Origin of the sequence: Peijinzhouia sedimentorum (genome assembly GCF_049340005.1) — a bacterium.
In the GTDB taxonomy this organism is placed as follows: domain Bacteria; phylum Bacteroidota; class Bacteroidia; order Cytophagales; family Cyclobacteriaceae; genus CAXBDP01.
Genome location: NZ_JBMPIY010000013.1, coordinates 24,232 through 40,648 on the forward strand (window position 1 = coordinate 24,232; position 16,417 = coordinate 40,648).

Sequence of the window (16,417 nt, forward strand, 5' to 3'; positions counted from 1 at the left end):
GCAATAGTTTCGAGGATTTTCAAAACCATTGTAGTGTAAATGAATTTTCCCTAAAAAAGGTTTCAGCGCTGTGTACTCTGAGCGGATTTTTCATAGGAATCTATCGATTCATACAGCGCATCCTGAATTTTGGTGCGAACATCAGATGTAATTAATTTATTATTTTCAGCAATAGGATGCACCCTATTTGAGAGGAATATGTAAACTAAATCGCTTTCTGGGTCTACCCAAGCCGCTGTTCCTGTAAACCCTGTATGACCAAAAGTTTTTTGTGAAACTTTGTTGGAAGTCGGGCCACCATCACCTTTGATAACTGGTTTGTCCCAGCCTAGACCTCTACGATTATCACCAGGCAATCTAGAAGTGAAAGTTTGAATGGTTTCTGGAAGAAGGTAGGTTTGGCCTCCATAAAATCCGCTTTGAAGATTCATTTGCATAATGATGGCCACATCATTGGCATTGGAGAAAATACCTGCATGGCCGGCAACACCTCCATACATTGCAGCACCTTGATCGTGGACGGTGCCCCAAACTAACTGATTACGAAAGTATTTATCATTCTCAGTGGGAGCAATTTGTTCTTTTGGAAACTTAGCTAAGGGATGAAATGTGAGTGTAGTAAGTCCTAATCGGCTATAAAACACATTATTCAAAAAATCATCCATTGGCTGGTTGGTAAGTCTTTCCAGCACGGCATGCATCAAGTAAAAACCGATGTCACTGTAGCGATAAACAAAATGAGACCCTCGGCGTAGGTTTCTTGAAAGCAACTCAGAATCGATAGTCCATTGCCAGACAGAGTCCTTCAATGTAGTTGACGCAAAAAGACTTTCTGATATTTGATAATTGAATTTAGGCGTTGAAAGGCTGCTATAAAACTCTTGCAGTGGGATGGATTTGTCTACTGTTTTTGTCCAATGCGGGATATATGGAATTAGTCCAGCTTGATGAGTAAGCACATCTTTTACGATCAATCCGCCTTTATTACTTGTGCGCAGCTCAGGCAGATAATCTTGAATTCGACCATCTAATGAAACAAGCCCTCGCTCATGCAAGAACATAATTCCTTGCAGTGTTCCTAAGACCTTAGTGAGTGAAGCTACATCATAAATAGTCTCGTCAGTAACTTCTCTTTTTTTTTCGTAGTCGGTATACCCAAAATTCTTAGAGTATACCACAGCGCCTTTTCTGGCAACAAGCACCTGCGCTCCAGGAGTGGCTCTATCTCGAATAGCTTCCTTTACTATTTCATCTATTTTATTCAAAGTATTACTATCCATGCCAGCTTCTTCGGGTAAGGTATAGAACAGACGGCCTAAAAAAGCTGTTTCAAACCCCCAACCAACAGGATAAACTGGACTAGGGCTCACTGGCAATTTGCCATAAGCCGGCATAGCTCCAAACAATATTTGAGGAGCTAATTGGCGGGAGGTTTCATTGTCCTCATACGCACACACCAAATGCTCAATTCCAAGTGTGTATCTGATGCTGTATGGATTTCCAAAAACTACGGCAACTACTTTGGTGGTTTTCTGTAATTCTCGAAGCATTGCAATCTCGGCAGAAGAAATGCCGTGATTATTTTTGGAGGAATTTGTAACGCCGTGCAAACCAACCACCACCATATTGTAGTTTTTCAGTTTATTCATCATTTGAGTTAATTCCGCTTGGGAATTGCCCCAGCTATCAAGTTGATGATGCGTAAATGGAGCATACTTGCCTAGATAGTTTTGGAAGGTATTGCCTTTGCCAAGACCAATAGTAAGAGAAGCAAAAGCATATCTTTCAAGATTGTTGAAAGGCAAAATTTCTTCTTGATTTTCAATTATTGTTACAGACTTTTCTAAAAGCTTCTTTTTAAGAATTTCAGCCTCAGGAGTATTTATTCGCTTTACAATTCCTTGGACTTTTAGCGGCTTGTAATTTGCCAAACCGACATCATACTTAGCGGCTAAGATTTTTTTCACGCTTTTGTAAATATCCTCCCGCTTTAGTTCGCCATTGGCTAGTGCAGCTTTAATCAATCTTAGTCCTTCAGGCACATCTTGGGCAAATAACAATACATCATTTCCAGCTTTTAGGGCCATTAAATCCACTTCGCCAGGCTTATAGAAATCTGCCACGCCTTTCATATTGAGTGCATCCGTAAAAATCAATCCTTCAAAGCCCATTTCTTCTTTCAAGAGCTTTGTCACCACATTGTACGAGAGGGTGGTTGGCATATTTTCTCGATTGTCCAATGCTGGAACTGCCAAATGAGCAACCATTATACTTTTGACACCCGCTTTAATCATTTCGCGGAAAGGGTAAAGCTCTAAAGTATCTAATCGCTCGCGTGAATGCTTAATTACCGGTAAGGTGTAATGCGAATCAGAATCCGTATCGCCATGGCCTGGAAAGTGCTTGGCACTAGCCAACACGCCATTGTCTTGCATGCCTTTCATATAGGCGATCCCTTTTTGCGTTACATTGATTTTATCTTCTCCAAATGATCGATAACCGATTACAGGGTTTTGCGGATTGCTATTGACATCTACCACAGGAGCGAAATTGATATGCACACCCAGTTCTTTGCATTGGCGTGCAATTTCTTTTCCCATTTCATAGATATAGCTGTTTTCCGTGATTGCCCCGAGCGTCATTGCTTTGGGATATTGGATAGTACTATCGAGGCGCATTTGTAGTCCCCACTCCAAGTCCATCCCAATAATCAATGGAACTTTGGCTGCTTTTTGATATCGATTGGTCAATACAGCTTGCCGACCCGGCCCACCTTGAAAGAAAATAAGCCCTCCGATATGCTGTTCGCGCACCAGTTTGTCTATTTCTCTGTAATGCGTTTCATCTTTATTGGAATATGCAGCGACCATAAATAGCTGTCCCAATCGCTGATCTTCTGAAAGGCTATTGAACACGCTATCAACCCATTGCTGCTTGTTAAGTTTTGAGGCGGGAGGATATCCTGAATCGAAATGTGAAAATGAAAAAATGAGGAAACTAGCGATTGCAAGAGCAAAAACTTTTTTGAGATGCGAATCGTTTCCTTTGGTATCCGCCTTGGGAGGCGTTAACTTTGTTTTGAAGGACATAGCCGAAATTACCTAAGCTTATTGAAATCTGAAATTTTCAACTGAAAATTCGTTTTTGTTTACTAACAAATCAAGAGCCATTAAAAAAATTAATGTCTTTTGGCCGAAGGTATTACAAGAAATTTTAATCTATGTTCTGCTTCGATTCTAAAATTATTGAAATATGAAACTGCCATCTTTATTTCCGACCTCTAAATACCAGCGATATAACGTTACTCCAAGATATTACGACCCTATCAAGGAGGATATCGAGCAAAGAACGAACAGAATCAAAAGAAATATTGAATCTGATAGAAGTCAAGGCATTTTCCATTACGAATCTGATTTTAGAGGAGCATTTGCTCGCCAGCGCAGTAGAGAGGATTTATCATCCACATTGATTCGAATGTTACTATTTATGGTGTTTTTCGGCTTTCTTTTCGGTTATATTTATATAGGCCCTCAAGCATTTTATGCTTTGGGTTTAGTTCTTCCGGCGTACCTAATTTATAGAGTTAAAGATATTTTCAAACGTTCCTAATATGCCCGATTCAATCAGGTTATTGCCTGATGCTATTGCTAATCAAATTGCTGCCGGTGAGGTAGTGCAGCGTCCTGCTTCTGTAGTGAAAGAACTTATGGAAAATGCAGTAGATGCAGGAGCAAGCGAAATAAAAGTAATCATCAAAGAGGCAGGTAAGAGTTTAATCCAGGTAATGGATAATGGTAGCGGTATGAGCGAAACCGATGCACGGCTTTGCTTTGAGCGCCACGCTACTTCCAAAATCAAAGAAGCGGCGGACCTATTCACAATTCGTACAATGGGCTTTCGTGGTGAGGCAATGGCCTCCATTGCTGCCGTTGCTCAAGTGGAATTGAAAACTCGCCAAGAAGATGATGAAACAGGCATACTCATAGAAATAGAAGGGAGTGAACTGAAAACTAATGAAGCGGTAGCTTGTCCGAAAGGCACTTCCATAGCTGTAAAAAACCTCTTTTACAATGTTCCAGCTCGTAGAAATTTCTTGAAATCCAATCCAGTAGAAACTAAGCATATCATAGATGAATTTCAGCGAGTAGCATTGGCTTATCCGGAAATTGGCTTCGCTTTGTTACAAAATGACTTGGAAACCTACCGACTTTCGCCAGGCAAATTGAGCCATAGAATTACTGGGTTATTTGGTAATAACTATCGTGAGCAATTGGTGCCTTGTTCAGAGGAAACCAGTCTTCTTCGTGTAACTGGCTATGTGGGTACGCCAGCTTTTGCTAAGAAATCACGAGGTGAACAGTTCTTTTTTGCTAACAATCGATTTATAAAAAATAGTTATTTGCATCACTCTGTGGTGAATGCTTTCCATGGACTGATTGCGGCCGACCAATTTCCCTTCTATGTGCTCAATTTAGAAATTGATCCTGTGCATATCGATATCAATGTGCATCCAACCAAGACGGAAATCAAATTTGACGATGAGCGCTCAGTGTATGCAGTAATTCAATCTGCCATCCGTCAAGCTTTAGGCAAATTTAATATCAGCCCAAGTATTGACTTTGATTCGGACGTGAATTTTGGAAGATTAATGACTGATGCACGCCCAGTTCAAGCTAATCCATCTCATGAAGTTTCTTCTGGCTTTGGCAAGCAAGAAGGAGGTTTTCATAAAACTCCATCCTCTGGGAATCAAGATTGGAAAAAGCTGTTTGAAGGTACACAGATAGGGAATACTTTTTCTGCCGACAGATATAGTGATCAACCTACAAAGGAAGTCACATTCGAAAGTGCTGCAAATGAATTAGCATTAGTAGATGAGAATATTACTGGCAATGAAATATTGATGCAATTGCATCGCAAATACATCCTTTCTCAAGTAAAATCAGGCTTAATGATGATAAATCAAGAAGCTGCTATGGAAAGGATACTATATGAAAAGTATATCTCGGCTCTTGATAATAAGAATGGGAGTTCTCAACAAATTCTGTTTCCAGAGCATATTGAGCTCAATCCTGCTGACTTTGGTTTGGTAGAAAATATGCGGGAGGAAATACAAGCGCTTGGCTTTGAATTTGAGGTTTTTGGCAAAAATTCACTGCAAATACATGGCGCCCCATCCGATGTGTCGGGTATTGGTGCGAAGGAAATTTTCGAGGGCCTCATTGAGCAATTCAAATCATTCAAAGCCAACTTGTCGTTGGATAAGTCTGAGAATTTGGCTCGTTCCCTAGCAAAGCGGAGTACTTGGAAGGAAGGAAAGGCTCTATCGCAAGAAGAGATGCGAGGATTGATAGACAAACTATTCGCCTGTAAAAATCCCAATTTTTCACCAGAAGGAGCACGTACTTTCGTACTTTTAGATGTTCAAAGGCTACAAAGCTTATTTAATTAAACAACATGTTTAGAAATTTAACCCCCGTTGTTAAAAACTTACTCCTCATTACCATTGCAGCCTTTTTGATCGAAGGCTTCTTTAGTATCGACTTAGCCATGCTAGCGGGATTGCGTAATCCTATTTCTTCTGAATTTCAGCCTTGGCAGTTTTTTACATACATGTTTATACATGGTGGCCTCGGTCACTTGTTTGGCAATATGTTCGCCCTTTTCATATTTGGACCTTTACTAGAACAATTTTGGGGATCCAATCGCTTTCTGATTTTTTATCTCGTTACAGGTATTGGGGCAGGGGTAGTTTATGCTGGTGTTAATTATTTGGATATGCAAGGAATGCGCAACGATGCACAAACCTATATGTACAATCCCAATCCAGATGATTTTAGTGAGTTTGTTTCTTCTCATGCCACCCGCTTTTATGGCAATTTTTACGAAATAATAGATGATTTTGAAAAGAACCCAGATAGCGAAGCCTTAAAAAATGAAACCAAAGAAATCGTATCTGCCGTTTACGATAGATATTCAAACATTCCAATGGTAGGAGCCTCAGGCGCTATTTTTGGTGTGTTGATGGCCTTTGCTTTACTTTTTCCAAATACAGAACTTTTTCTGCTATTTTTTCCATTCCCTATCAAGGCCAAATACTTTGTTGGGTTTTATTTGTTGTACGAAGTATATCAAGAGTTCAATAGAGCTCCTGGCGATAATGTAGCCCATTTGGCTCACTTGGCGGGTGCGCTTATTGCCTTTATTATGATTAGATTGTGGAGAAGAGATAGAACTAAATTTTATTAAATGACTGGCGGGATATTCGACGAATTAAAAAATGCATTCAATAGACCGAACAATGGTCTGATACAGCTTATTGTCATCAATATAGGGGTATTTGTTATTGCCGGGATTTTATTGGTTTTCTCCACTTTACTGGGTTTCGAAGAGGTATTTAATGTAATCGAAAAGCAGTTTACCATTCCTCCCGCCTTCAGTGAATTCATCTTTAGACCTTGGACGCTCATTACCTATGCTTTCATGCATAGCTTTAGCAGCTTCTTCCATATTCTTTTCAATATGCTTATTCTCTATTGGTTTGGGAAAATTTTTGTAGAGTTTTTAGGCAGTGATAGAGTGATTTCTGTATATGTACTGGGCGCTTTGGCCGGCGGTGTTATTTATCTTTTGGCCTATAATTTCGTGCCTTTTTATTCTGAGAAAATAGGCACTTTCCCAGGCATGGTAGGAGCTTCGGCTGCGGTTTATGCTGTTGCAGTAGCTATTTCTACACAAATGCCTAACTATACGATCCACCTCTTATTTTTTGGCCCTGTTAGAATAAAATACATAGTCGCCGTTTATATCTTTTTCTCCTTGCTGGGCTCTATCGGAGGAAATGCGGGAGGAAATTTGGCACACCTTGGTGGCGCACTGATGGGATTCTTGTACATCAAAGGGTTGCAAAATGGGATGGATTTGGGCTTATGGGTTACCCAATTTATTGAAGGCGTTGGCAAACTATTTAATAAGAATAAAATCAAGGTAAGCTACCGCAGCAATGAGAAGGAATATCAGCGTAGCAGAACGAATTATCCTCCATTTTCCAGCTCTCCGAAGAAGGAATCCAAATCGGCCGTAACGCAGGATGAGATTGATACGATTCTCGATAAGATCTCAGAGTCGGGCTATGAGAGTCTCTCAAAAGCTGAAAAGGAAAAGCTGTTTAATTACTCCAAAAAATAATAGCCGGCTGATTACAATCTATTTACAGATTATTTTAAGTAAATTGTTGTTTAACAATCGCCTTGATTTGTCTTGTTCTAATTCTTAAACAATCAATTATGCCGAATTATAAAAAACTACTTTTATTCTTACTGATTGCTATTCCGGTAATTATGGCTTGTTCCGACACCATAAGTAATGGTCCTCCAAGTACTGAAAAGGAGGTAGAAGCTCAATCTTTCAGAGTAGATACAATCGCTACTGACCTGAAAAACCCTTGGGGAATGGCTTGGCTGCCAGATGGCAGAATGCTATTCACCGAAAGATCGGGCGAAATCAGAGTGGTGCAAAATGGTAAACTTACGGAAGATCGTATATCCGGTGTACCAGAGGTGTATGCACGTGGTCAGGGTGGCTTGCTTGATATAAAACTGCATCCTAATTATGCGGAAAATGGTTGGATTTACATATCCTACTCTTCGCCCAATCCTGATGGGGATGGAGCCAATACAGCAATAATGCGAGCCAAGCTGCAAGGAAATGCATTTGTTAATCAAGAGAAGCTTTTCCAAGCAACTCCATACTCTACAAGAGGTCAGCATTATGGCTCACGTATCGTATTTGATGACAATGGCTATATGTTTTTCTCAGTAGGTGAGCGCGGTCAAATGGAAAATGCACAAAATCTAGGTAATCATAGTGGCAAAATACACCGCTTGCATGATGATGGTCGTGTGCCAACTGACAATCCATTTGTAGGTAATGATGCGGCAATGCCATCAATTTGGTCTTATGGTCATCGTAATCCGCAAGGAATGATTCGAGACGCTAGCACAGGCACTATTTGGGCACATGAGCATGGGCCACGTGGTGGAGACGAACTTAATATTGTAGAAAAAGGCAAAAATTATGGCTGGCCGGAAATTTCCTATGGTATTAATTATAACGGAACTATACTGACTGAATACCAAGAAAAAGAAGGAATGGAGCAGCCGGTTCACCAGTGGACTCCATCTATTGCTCCTTGCGGCATGGCTCATTATACTGGCGATCAATTTCCAGCTTGGAAAGGCAATTTATTTGTAGGAGCACTATCATTTCGCTATTTGGCAAGAGTGGTTGTAAATGGGAATAGTTTTGTTGAAGAAGAAAAGCTGCTTGACCAAATTGGTAGAGTAAGAGCAGTAGAACAAGGACCTGATGGCTATATTTATGTGGCTACAGAAGGTCCAGGAATGATTGTAAGATTAATGCCCGAATAAAAAAAGTGCGGGAGGAAATAAGAAATTAAAGGTCGGTTTTGCCGACCTTTTTTCATTTATATTCCAAATTCTACTTGGAACATAAGCACCCAAAAATCATCGTTCGTGCTTGTGATCATTTCTTCTGGAAACCACTCATATCCCATATAAGATTGCAGCTTGATTCTATGACCATTTAGGTATCTGGAGGCACCTAGCAGAACTGTTTTCCTATCAGGTTCAAGCGCAGAAATTTCCTCATCTGTATCCAAAAAGGTATATCGCATTGCCAATTCAGTTTTTTTAGAAAGCATTCTACTTCCTTGAAAATTGAAGGCTTGGCCGGTCGTAACATGACGAATATTTCCTGATAGATTGTCTGTAATCGGCGAATTATTTGGTGTGGTTCTCTTAAAATATTCACCAAAAGCCGCCCAACCATCATACTTGAATATGCCATCTACAATGAGTGTTTCAATATCTCTTTCGGTGTACAATTCTCGGCCTACCTGCCCACCAGTGCGCATTGCTCTTTTGTTGATACTGTTGCTTAGGGCAATGGATAATTTGGGGCTTGGTTCAAAATTTAAATCACCTTCAGAATAGTCGCCATTGTCCATAAAATTACCAAATGGTAACAGTTCAATTCTGCCAGTGTAGGCCATTCCATTGTTCCCAATAGAAGCATTGCGGCCATCACCTGTGGTCAAAGCACCTTTCAAATTCACTATAAAATTATCGGCTGGCTCTAAGGTATAATAAGCAAACAAACCAAAATCACGATCTATTGTCATTCTTGCATTAGCAAATGATCGCTCAGCAAATTGTTGATTGCCAGACGAAATTACTCGCTGTCTATTACCGGGCAATTTGCTTTGTCCAAAACCGATATAAAAATTCTTATTGAATGTATAGTAGAGGATTGCGTCTCGAACTGTTTGTGGCACTACTCCATTTTCTAAGTCTTGGTCACCTTTAGAAAAGGACAATTGGATATAGTATGAGATTTTAGGTGAAAGTACATATCCATCGAATCGCAAGCGTAGGCGACGAACCAAAGCTTCCACCCGCTCTATTCCCAAGTCATCACTTGCGCGGCTATACAAGCCTACTCGGTTTTGCATCCGAAAGCGCAGATTCAGCTTGAAAATATCATCTTTAGAAAAACCAATACCCTCATCTACATCCAACAAAGCACGCTCATCGGATTCCGTTTGAGCAGAAACCAAAAATGGAGCAATAAACAAACTAGCAAAAGCAATGAATAAAATAATCCTTTTCAAAACAGTCAAATTTGTCGCTGGGCAAAATTAAATCATCGAGGTGCAATAATTGCAGTGATTGGGATTAATTAATACATAATATTAGGTATCACAACGAACCATTTTCTTTTTGGTATCTTTACATAATAACATTTTTATAGAACGCCCATGGCGAAGAAACAAAACAAGAATTCCGATAATGCGGAACTTCAAAAACTAATCAGTCGATTAGAAGTATTTTTAAAAAGACATCGCTCCAAAGCATTTACAGCTGGACAGATATACCGAAAACTTGATATAAAAGGAAATAGCTTAAAACAAGCCTTAAATACTGCGATAAATCAATTGGTAGATGATGGCAAAGCTACGCGAGTTGGAAATGGGAGAATAAAATCTTCTGAAAAAGCTAAAGTATTTGTTGGCCGAGTGGATTATGTAAATCCTCGATTTGGCTTTGTAATATCGGAAGACCCAGCCGATACGGAAGACGTATATGTGCGGGAGGATGATATGTTGCAAGCTCTTGATGATGATTTGGTAGAAGTAGAAATTACTGGCTCCAACAGACAAGGTAAGCTCGAAGGCAGAGTAACTAGAATAATCGAGCGCAAAAGAGTGGAATTTGTCGGCAGAATGATTCGCACCAAGACTACGGCATTTGTTCGGCCCGATTTCAAGAAAATGCACCACGATATTTATATCAGTTCCAAAAACATAAACAATGCGGAGGACAATGATAAAGTAGTGGTGGAAATAACTCAATGGCCTGAATGGGAGAAAAATCCGGAAGGCAAAGTCACCAATGTACTAGGCAAAGCCGGCGAGCATGAAGCAGAAATTCACTCAATTATGGCTGAATTTGCACTTCCATTTGCTTTTCCAGATGTAGTAGAGCGGGAGGCTGAAAAGATTCCAGAGGAAATTCACCCAAAGGAAATTGCCAAAAGGTGGGATTTCCGAGGCATTACTACATTCACCATTGACCCTGAAGACGCAAAGGATTTTGATGATGCGCTTTCGATCGAGAAGCTCGATGGAGGATTATGGAGAATTGGTGTTCACATTGCCGACGTGACTCATTATGTATTACCCGGCACTATCCTAGACAAAGAAGCATTCCGTAGAGCCACATCAGTTTACCTCGTTGATCGCACCATCCCAATGCTTCCTGAGAAGCTTTCCAATGGTTTGTGCTCATTGCGTCCCAATGAGGATAAACTCACTTTTTCAGCAGTTTTCGATTTAGATGAAAATGGAAAAGTGCATAAGGAGTGGTTTGGCCGTACCGTTATTCATTCTGATATGCGATTTGCCTATGAGGATGCGCAAGAGCGAATAGAAACGGGTAAAGGTGAATTTGCTGCAGAGATCATTTTGATGAATAACATTGCCAAGAAAATGAAAGCTGAGCGATTCAAAAGAGGAGCAATAGCTTTTGAAACGGTGGAAGTCAAATTCAAGCTGGACGAAAAAGGCAAGCCGCTAGGTATGTTTCCAAAAGTGCGAAAAGACGCTCATAAAATGATTGAGGAATTTATGCTATTGGCCAACAAGAAAGTGGCTGAGTATGTCTATTTCCTCAAAAATGGCAAAGAGAAAAACACATTTGTGTATCGAACGCATGACAATCCCGATCCTGAGCGTTTGGATTCATTCTCCATATTTGCCAAGCGATTTGGACATCAGCTCGATCTGGAAGAAGGTGGCGTAAGTTCATCCATTAATAAATTGATGGCTGAAATCGAAGGGAAGCCTGAGCAAAATGTATTGGAGCAATTAGCTATTCGAAGCATGGCAAAAGCCAAATATACGACCGACCCAAAAGGTCATTTTGGTTTAGCATTTAGACATTATACACACTTCACTTCGCCTATCCGTCGATATCCGGATGTGATGGTGCATCGCTTATTGCAGGAATATTTGGATGGTAAATTCAAAGCCGAAAAAGATGAATATGAGGTAAAATGCCAACATTCTTCTGAGCGCGAGAAAAACGCAGCAGATGCTGAAAGAGCGTCCATTAAATACAAGCAGGTGGAATTTATGTCTATGGCTGAGGACAAAGATTATGATGGCGTAGTTACGGGTGTTACCGAATGGGGCGTATTTGTGGAGATGATAGAAACCAAATGTGAAGGAATGGTGAGAGTATCAGAGATGAAGGATGATTTTTATGAATTCGACGAAAAAAATTACCGATTGGTAGGTCGTAAAGGCAAAAAAATTATTACTCTTGGGGATCAAGTAATGGTAAGAGTAATCAATACCGATATTGACCGTCGCACAATTGATCTAGAATTCGTTCGCAAATAAAATAAAACTCTATTTTAGCAAAAATTTTCAACCATTTCTCTTCGTAATGATCAACCCTATCGTAATCAAGGAAATCCTTCAAAGGCTAGATACTGAAATTTCGAAAATGCCTTTTGGGCAATCCCCGGTAGAACTCTATGAACCCATTAGATACACGATGGCATTGGGCGGTAAAAGGATGAGGCCCTTGCTTACTTTACTGTCGTATCGGATTTTTCGTGACGATTGGGAGAGGGTATTAGCACCTGCTATTGCTGTGGAGGTATTTCACAATTTCACCTTACTGCACGACGACATCATGGACAAGGCTCCTTTGCGAAGAGGCGAGCCTACTGTGTTTCAGAAATGGAATGAGAGTGTGGCAATTTTGTCAGGAGATGTGATGATGGTAAAAGCCTATGATTTGCTTTTAGAAGCAGATCCCAACTTATTGCCAGAAGTATTGAGATGGTTTAATAAAACGGCTGTTGAAGTATGTGAAGGCCAGCAATTCGATATGAATTTCGAAGAACAGCGGGAGGTACAAGAAGAGGATTATATCCACATGATCCGTCAGAAAACTGCTGTATTGCTTGGCTATAGTTTGCGCTTAGGTGCTATGCTTGCTGGCGAAAAACATCCTGTTTGCGATGCACTTTATCAAATAGGAGTGGATATGGGTTTAGGTTTCCAGCTGATGGACGATCTACTAGATGTGTATGCAGATCAAAGTAAGTTCGGTAAGCAGGTTGGTGGAGATATCATAGCGAATAAGAAGACCTATTTACTTATCAAAGCTAAGGAATTAGCAAAAGGGGAATTGCATGGTGAGTTGGAATATTGGTTGCATGCAAAGGACTTTGATTCTATAGAAAAGGTGAATGCTGTTACCGAAATCTATAATAAGCTTGGTATAAGAGAACTTGCCATTGAAAAGATGGACACTTATTATGATAGAGCATACTTAGGTTTGGAGCAGCTCCCGGGCCGCTTGCAATACAAAGAGGAGTTGACTGACCTGATGAAACGCCTAGCCTCCCGCGACAAATAAACCACAATGCAGATTTCCATCACCACGATTATTATAATCCTTACTGTGATTGCAAGCTACTATGCTTGGAGCAAGCCTGCCATTATGCATAAATGGTTGTTCAATCCTTATTTCATCCATCAACATAAAGCGTATTACAGATTTATCACTTCAGGATTTATCCATAAGGATGGCTGGCACCTTTTCTTTAATATGATAGCGCTCTACTTTTTTGGTGAAAAGGTTGAATATATATTTTCCATGTTTTTTGGTGACTTGGGCGGTTTGCTTTTTATCGCTCTATATATTTTAGGAATCATCATTTCAGATATACCGAGTTATATCAAACACAGAAACGCTGAATATTTTAACTCATTAGGAGCATCGGGTGGAGTAGCAGCAGTTGTTTTTAGTAGTATTCTATTCGATCCACTTTCTGCCATTTGCTTGTATTTTGCTATTTGTGTTCCGGGCTTTATTCTTGGTGCATTTTTTCTAATATATTCATGGTACAGAGGCAAGCAATCAGCTGATAATATCAATCACGATGCACATTTATATGGAGCTTTATTCGGGGTAATTTTCACCATTATCCTTAAGCCACAAGTGTTACCCCTCTTCTTTGAAAAGCTCGCCACTTTCAGTCTTTTTTAAATTCCTCAGTTTTTCTTCAAATTATTATTAGGCCTCAATCATTTATCATTAATTTAGGAGCCAAATAATCGCTCTATGAAATTAAAATTATTGCCAGTGCTATTTCTATTCATGGTGATAGGCTGTATGCAGGGTTTAGCACAAACAGTGGTAGATCCTAAAAACCCAAAAAATCTAGGAATTAGAAATGTTTACTGGGTAGAAGCTGGTTTCGGGATGTCCAATTTGGGTTGGATTAGTTCTTACAGCATCAATTTGGAAACTGTAAAAAACATAATGGTAGTTGCGGGAATCAGTAATCTAAGCAAAGGAGGATTGAGTCCTGAACAATCATTTTATGAAAGAGAAAGCTGGTATGCCGGCCTTGGTCTAATTAATAAAAAGGGAGCAAGCTTAAAAATGGTTTCTGTTTCAGCTAGTTTTTCAGATTTCGAACACAACATATTCGAAGGCCAATATACCGATGCTGGAGTTCCAGTGCATCAGATAAAAACTTCGGAAGCAATAGGCGTTAGGATCGAGGGCAAGATTGTTCCAAACAATGGATGGGCTGGTTTCGCAGTATCGCCATTTGTAGATATTAATGGTAGCAAATCGATGGTAGGTGCTTCTATGGCAATAGCATTAGGACGTATGTGGTAGAAAATACAATCAGCTACAAAATGCAAAAGCACAGCCTCCCGAAAGAAGCTGTGCTTTTTATTTGATGTTTAACTTTAACCTTTTCTTAAGCTTCTGCTGTTTCAACAGGAGTTACAGAAACGAATGAGCGATCTTGTTTGCCTCTTTTGAAAGTAACAATGCCGTCCGCTAATGCATATAGTGTATGGTCTTTGCCAATACCTACATTGTCACCTGGATGGTGCTTAGTACCTCTTTGACGTACGATGATGTTGCCAGCAATTGCGCCTTGACCACCATATATTTTTACGCCTAATCTCTTACTTTCTGAATCACGTCCGTTACGGGAACTACCGACCCCTTTTTTGTGTGCCATGTTGTGTCCTTATTTAGAAATTCCTTCAATTAAAACCTTTGTGAAATCTTGACGGTGTCCTTGGGTCTTCTTATACCCTTTTCTCCGCTTTTTCTTAAAGATGATAACTTTATCACCTTTCACGTGACCTAATACTTTTCCAGTCACGGTGGCGCCTTCCACTAATGGAGCACCTACTTCAATCGATCCCTCGTTGTCTAACAACAATACTTGATCGAATACAACGGAAGCGCCTTCTTGCTCTGCCATTAATGGGGCATACACAAACTGGTCTTTTGTTACTTTGAACTGCTTGCCGCTGATGTCAACAATTGCGTACATAAATTTATTTTTTATTTTCAAAAAATCGGACTGCAAATATACGCCCTTCCTTTGAAAAAACAAACTTGAAAATGCAAGTGAATACAAGGAAAAATATTTTCACTAAATATGAAAAAAAATTATCATTGATTTTGATCAATATAGCGATAAGTCACGGTTTCAATAACATTATGTAAATAATTGATTAACAATTTATTAAAATGCAATTTTAGCTATTGTTAGATTAATTTATTTTGAAAATTTTCGATTGATTTTTAAGCTCAGCTTTTACATATTTGTAGAGGTGCTTTCAGACAAAGTCACAACATCGCTGATGTTTGATTTTTTTTCATTGTGTTAATCAGAGCATTATCAAATTTAAGCGCCTAAACACAATTTTATCTCAACTATTTTCCGCCATCTCTGGTTGACTAATAGTTATTTTTTAGGCAGATTAGAATTTTAAAAAGACAGATTAAGATGAGTGAAAAAGAAACAGCTGTAATGGAACCGATCTTAACAGAAAACAAAGATCGATTTGTATTATTTCCTATCAGACACAATGATATTTGGAAATTCTACAAACAAGCGGAAGCAAGTTTCTGGACGGCAGAGGAGATTGATCTAAGTCAGGACATGAAAGACTGGGAAAATTTGAATGATGGAGAGCGTCATTTTATTTCTCATGTGCTTGCATTCTTTGCAGCAAGTGATGGCATCGTGAATGAAAACTTGGCTGAGAATTTCATCAATGATGTACAATATACAGAGGCTAAATTTTTCTATGGCTTTCAGATTGCCATGGAAAATATACATAGCGAAACTTATTCCTTGTTAATAGACACATATATTAAGGATCCATCGGAGCATCACAAATTATTGAATGCTATTGAAACCCTTGATTGCGTGAAGAAAAAAGCTGATTGGGCTTTGAGGTGGATCGACGAAGGATCTTTTGCTGAGAGACTTGTCGCTTTTGCAGCGGTAGAAGGTATTTTCTTCTCCGGTAGTTTCTGCTCAATATTTTGGCTAAAGAAGCGTGGATTGATGCCGGGACTTACTTTCTCCAATGAATTAATAAGCAGAGATGAGGGTTTGCATTGCGACTTTGCTTGTTTGCTTTACAACAGTCATCTAAAAAATAAACTGCCAGAATCTACGGTGATTAAGATCATCCAAGATGCGGTAGAAATTGAAAAAGAATTTGTGACAGATGCATTGCCTGTTCGCCTTATTGGTATGAACAGCGATCTGATGTGTCAATACATTGAATTCGTTGCAGACAGATTGCTTGCTGAATTAGGCTGTGATAAAATATACGGCTCAAGTAATCCGTTTGATTTTATGGAAATGATTTCCATGCAAGGCAAAACTAACTTTTTCGAGAAAAGAGTTGCCGAATATCAGAAAGCTGGAGTGATGAATGAAAATGAAAGTGGCAAGCCGAAGATAAGTTTTGATGAAGATTTTTAAT

The 16,417-nt window shown here is 39.5% G+C and carries 14 protein-coding genes; 10 read left to right on the forward strand and 4 right to left on the reverse strand.

The genetic code is table 11. The annotated features are described in order from the left end of the window. Positions 1 to 62: 62 nt before the first annotated feature. Positions 63 to 3,089, reverse strand: a complete 3,027-nt coding sequence (locus ACOXY8_RS14730) for a glycoside hydrolase family 3 N-terminal domain-containing protein (protein WP_458332375.1) — start codon at positions 3,087 to 3,089, stop codon at positions 63 to 65. A 163-nt stretch (positions 3,090 to 3,252) separates the two neighbouring features. On the opposite strand from ACOXY8_RS14730, the gene ACOXY8_RS14735 reads away from it, so the two are divergent. The 5 genes from ACOXY8_RS14735 (at position 3,253) to ACOXY8_RS14755 (ending at position 8,429) form a co-directional block, all read left to right on the forward strand. Then, positions 3,253 to 3,609: a hypothetical protein gene (locus ACOXY8_RS14735; RefSeq protein ID WP_458332376.1), complete on the forward strand. Its 357-nt coding sequence runs from the start codon at positions 3,253 to 3,255 to the stop codon at positions 3,607 to 3,609. Position 3,610: 1 nt separating this feature from the next. After that, positions 3,611 to 5,452, forward strand: coding sequence for a DNA mismatch repair endonuclease MutL (mutL, locus tag ACOXY8_RS14740; protein WP_458332377.1), 1,842 nt, complete (start codon positions 3,611 to 3,613; stop codon positions 5,450 to 5,452). A 5-nt stretch (positions 5,453 to 5,457) separates the two neighbouring features. Next, positions 5,458 to 6,249 (forward strand): rhomboid family intramembrane serine protease, encoded by a 792-nt coding sequence (locus ACOXY8_RS14745; protein WP_458332378.1) that lies wholly within the window; start codon positions 5,458 to 5,460, stop codon positions 6,247 to 6,249. Beyond that, entirely contained in the window at positions 6,250 to 7,188 is a 939-nt protein-coding gene (locus tag ACOXY8_RS14750) for a rhomboid family intramembrane serine protease (protein ID WP_458332379.1), read from the forward strand. It begins immediately after the preceding gene. Between the two features lie 98 nt (positions 7,189 to 7,286). Further along, on the forward strand, positions 7,287 to 8,429 hold the full coding sequence (locus ACOXY8_RS14755; RefSeq protein WP_458332380.1) for a PQQ-dependent sugar dehydrogenase: 1,143 nt from the start codon (positions 7,287 to 7,289) through the stop codon (positions 8,427 to 8,429). Positions 8,430 to 8,485: 56 nt separating this feature from the next. Here the strand turns inward: ACOXY8_RS14755 and ACOXY8_RS14760 are convergent, their stop codons facing one another. Then, entirely contained in the window at positions 8,486 to 9,691 is a 1,206-nt protein-coding gene (locus ACOXY8_RS14760) for a porin (RefSeq protein WP_458332381.1), read from the reverse strand. Between the two features lie 147 nt (positions 9,692 to 9,838). Here ACOXY8_RS14760 and rnr point away from each other — a divergent pair, with 147 nt between their 5' ends. The 4 genes from rnr (at position 9,839) to ACOXY8_RS14780 (ending at position 14,288) form a co-directional block, all read left to right on the forward strand. Continuing rightward, entirely contained in the window at positions 9,839 to 11,983 is a 2,145-nt protein-coding gene (gene rnr / locus ACOXY8_RS14765) for a ribonuclease R (RefSeq protein ID WP_458332382.1), read from the forward strand. Between the two features lie 46 nt (positions 11,984 to 12,029). Continuing rightward, complete coding sequence (locus tag ACOXY8_RS14770; RefSeq protein ID WP_458332383.1) at positions 12,030 to 13,013, forward strand: polyprenyl synthetase family protein; 984 nt, start codon at positions 12,030 to 12,032, stop codon at positions 13,011 to 13,013. 6 nt (positions 13,014 to 13,019) lie between these two features. Beyond that, the gene (locus tag ACOXY8_RS14775; RefSeq protein ID WP_458332384.1) at positions 13,020 to 13,646 is read left to right on the forward strand and encodes a rhomboid family intramembrane serine protease; all 627 of its coding nucleotides are present in this window, start codon (positions 13,020 to 13,022) and stop codon (positions 13,644 to 13,646) included. 75 nt (positions 13,647 to 13,721) lie between these two features. Next, entirely contained in the window at positions 13,722 to 14,288 is a 567-nt protein-coding gene (locus ACOXY8_RS14780; protein WP_458332385.1) for a hypothetical protein, read from the forward strand. Between the two features lie 85 nt (positions 14,289 to 14,373). Here the strand turns inward: ACOXY8_RS14780 and rpmA are convergent, their stop codons facing one another. Continuing rightward, on the reverse strand, positions 14,374 to 14,643 hold the full coding sequence (gene rpmA / locus ACOXY8_RS14785) for a 50S ribosomal protein L27 (protein WP_458332386.1): 270 nt from the start codon (positions 14,641 to 14,643) through the stop codon (positions 14,374 to 14,376). 9 nt (positions 14,644 to 14,652) lie between these two features. Further along, positions 14,653 to 14,964: a 50S ribosomal protein L21 gene (rplU, locus tag ACOXY8_RS14790; RefSeq protein WP_458332387.1), complete on the reverse strand. Its 312-nt coding sequence runs from the start codon at positions 14,962 to 14,964 to the stop codon at positions 14,653 to 14,655. 459 nt (positions 14,965 to 15,423) lie between these two features. On the opposite strand from rplU, the gene ACOXY8_RS14795 reads away from it, so the two are divergent. Then, entirely contained in the window at positions 15,424 to 16,416 is a 993-nt protein-coding gene (locus ACOXY8_RS14795) for a ribonucleoside-diphosphate reductase small subunit (protein WP_458332388.1), read from the forward strand. The last annotated feature ends 1 nt before the right edge of the window (position 16,417 follow it).

What these genes read in the sequence shown, in the direction of transcription:
- ACOXY8_RS14730 (WP_458332375.1), bottom strand. Translation starts at nt 3,089, where the DNA reads ATGTCCTTCAAAACAAAGTTAACGCCTCCCAAGGCGGATACCAAAGGA.
- ACOXY8_RS14735 (WP_458332376.1), top strand. Translation starts at nt 3,253, where the DNA reads ATGAAACTGCCATCTTTATTTCCGACCTCTAAATACCAGCGATATAAC.
- mutL (WP_458332377.1), top strand. Translation starts at nt 3,611, where the DNA reads ATGCCCGATTCAATCAGGTTATTGCCTGATGCTATTGCTAATCAAATT.
- ACOXY8_RS14745 (WP_458332378.1), top strand. Translation starts at nt 5,458, where the DNA reads ATGTTTAGAAATTTAACCCCCGTTGTTAAAAACTTACTCCTCATTACC.
- ACOXY8_RS14750 (WP_458332379.1), top strand. Translation starts at nt 6,250, where the DNA reads ATGACTGGCGGGATATTCGACGAATTAAAAAATGCATTCAATAGACCG.
- ACOXY8_RS14755 (WP_458332380.1), top strand. Translation starts at nt 7,287, where the DNA reads ATGCCGAATTATAAAAAACTACTTTTATTCTTACTGATTGCTATTCCG.
- rnr (WP_458332382.1), top strand. Translation starts at nt 9,839, where the DNA reads ATGGCGAAGAAACAAAACAAGAATTCCGATAATGCGGAACTTCAAAAA.
- ACOXY8_RS14770 (WP_458332383.1), top strand. Translation starts at nt 12,030, where the DNA reads ATGATCAACCCTATCGTAATCAAGGAAATCCTTCAAAGGCTAGATACT.
- ACOXY8_RS14775 (WP_458332384.1), top strand. Translation starts at nt 13,020, where the DNA reads ATGCAGATTTCCATCACCACGATTATTATAATCCTTACTGTGATTGCA.
- ACOXY8_RS14780 (WP_458332385.1), top strand. Translation starts at nt 13,722, where the DNA reads ATGAAATTAAAATTATTGCCAGTGCTATTTCTATTCATGGTGATAGGC.
- rpmA (WP_458332386.1), bottom strand. Translation starts at nt 14,643, where the DNA reads ATGGCACACAAAAAAGGGGTCGGTAGTTCCCGTAACGGACGTGATTCA.
- rplU (WP_458332387.1), bottom strand. Translation starts at nt 14,964, where the DNA reads ATGTACGCAATTGTTGACATCAGCGGCAAGCAGTTCAAAGTAACAAAA.
- ACOXY8_RS14795 (WP_458332388.1), top strand. Translation starts at nt 15,424, where the DNA reads ATGAGTGAAAAAGAAACAGCTGTAATGGAACCGATCTTAACAGAAAAC.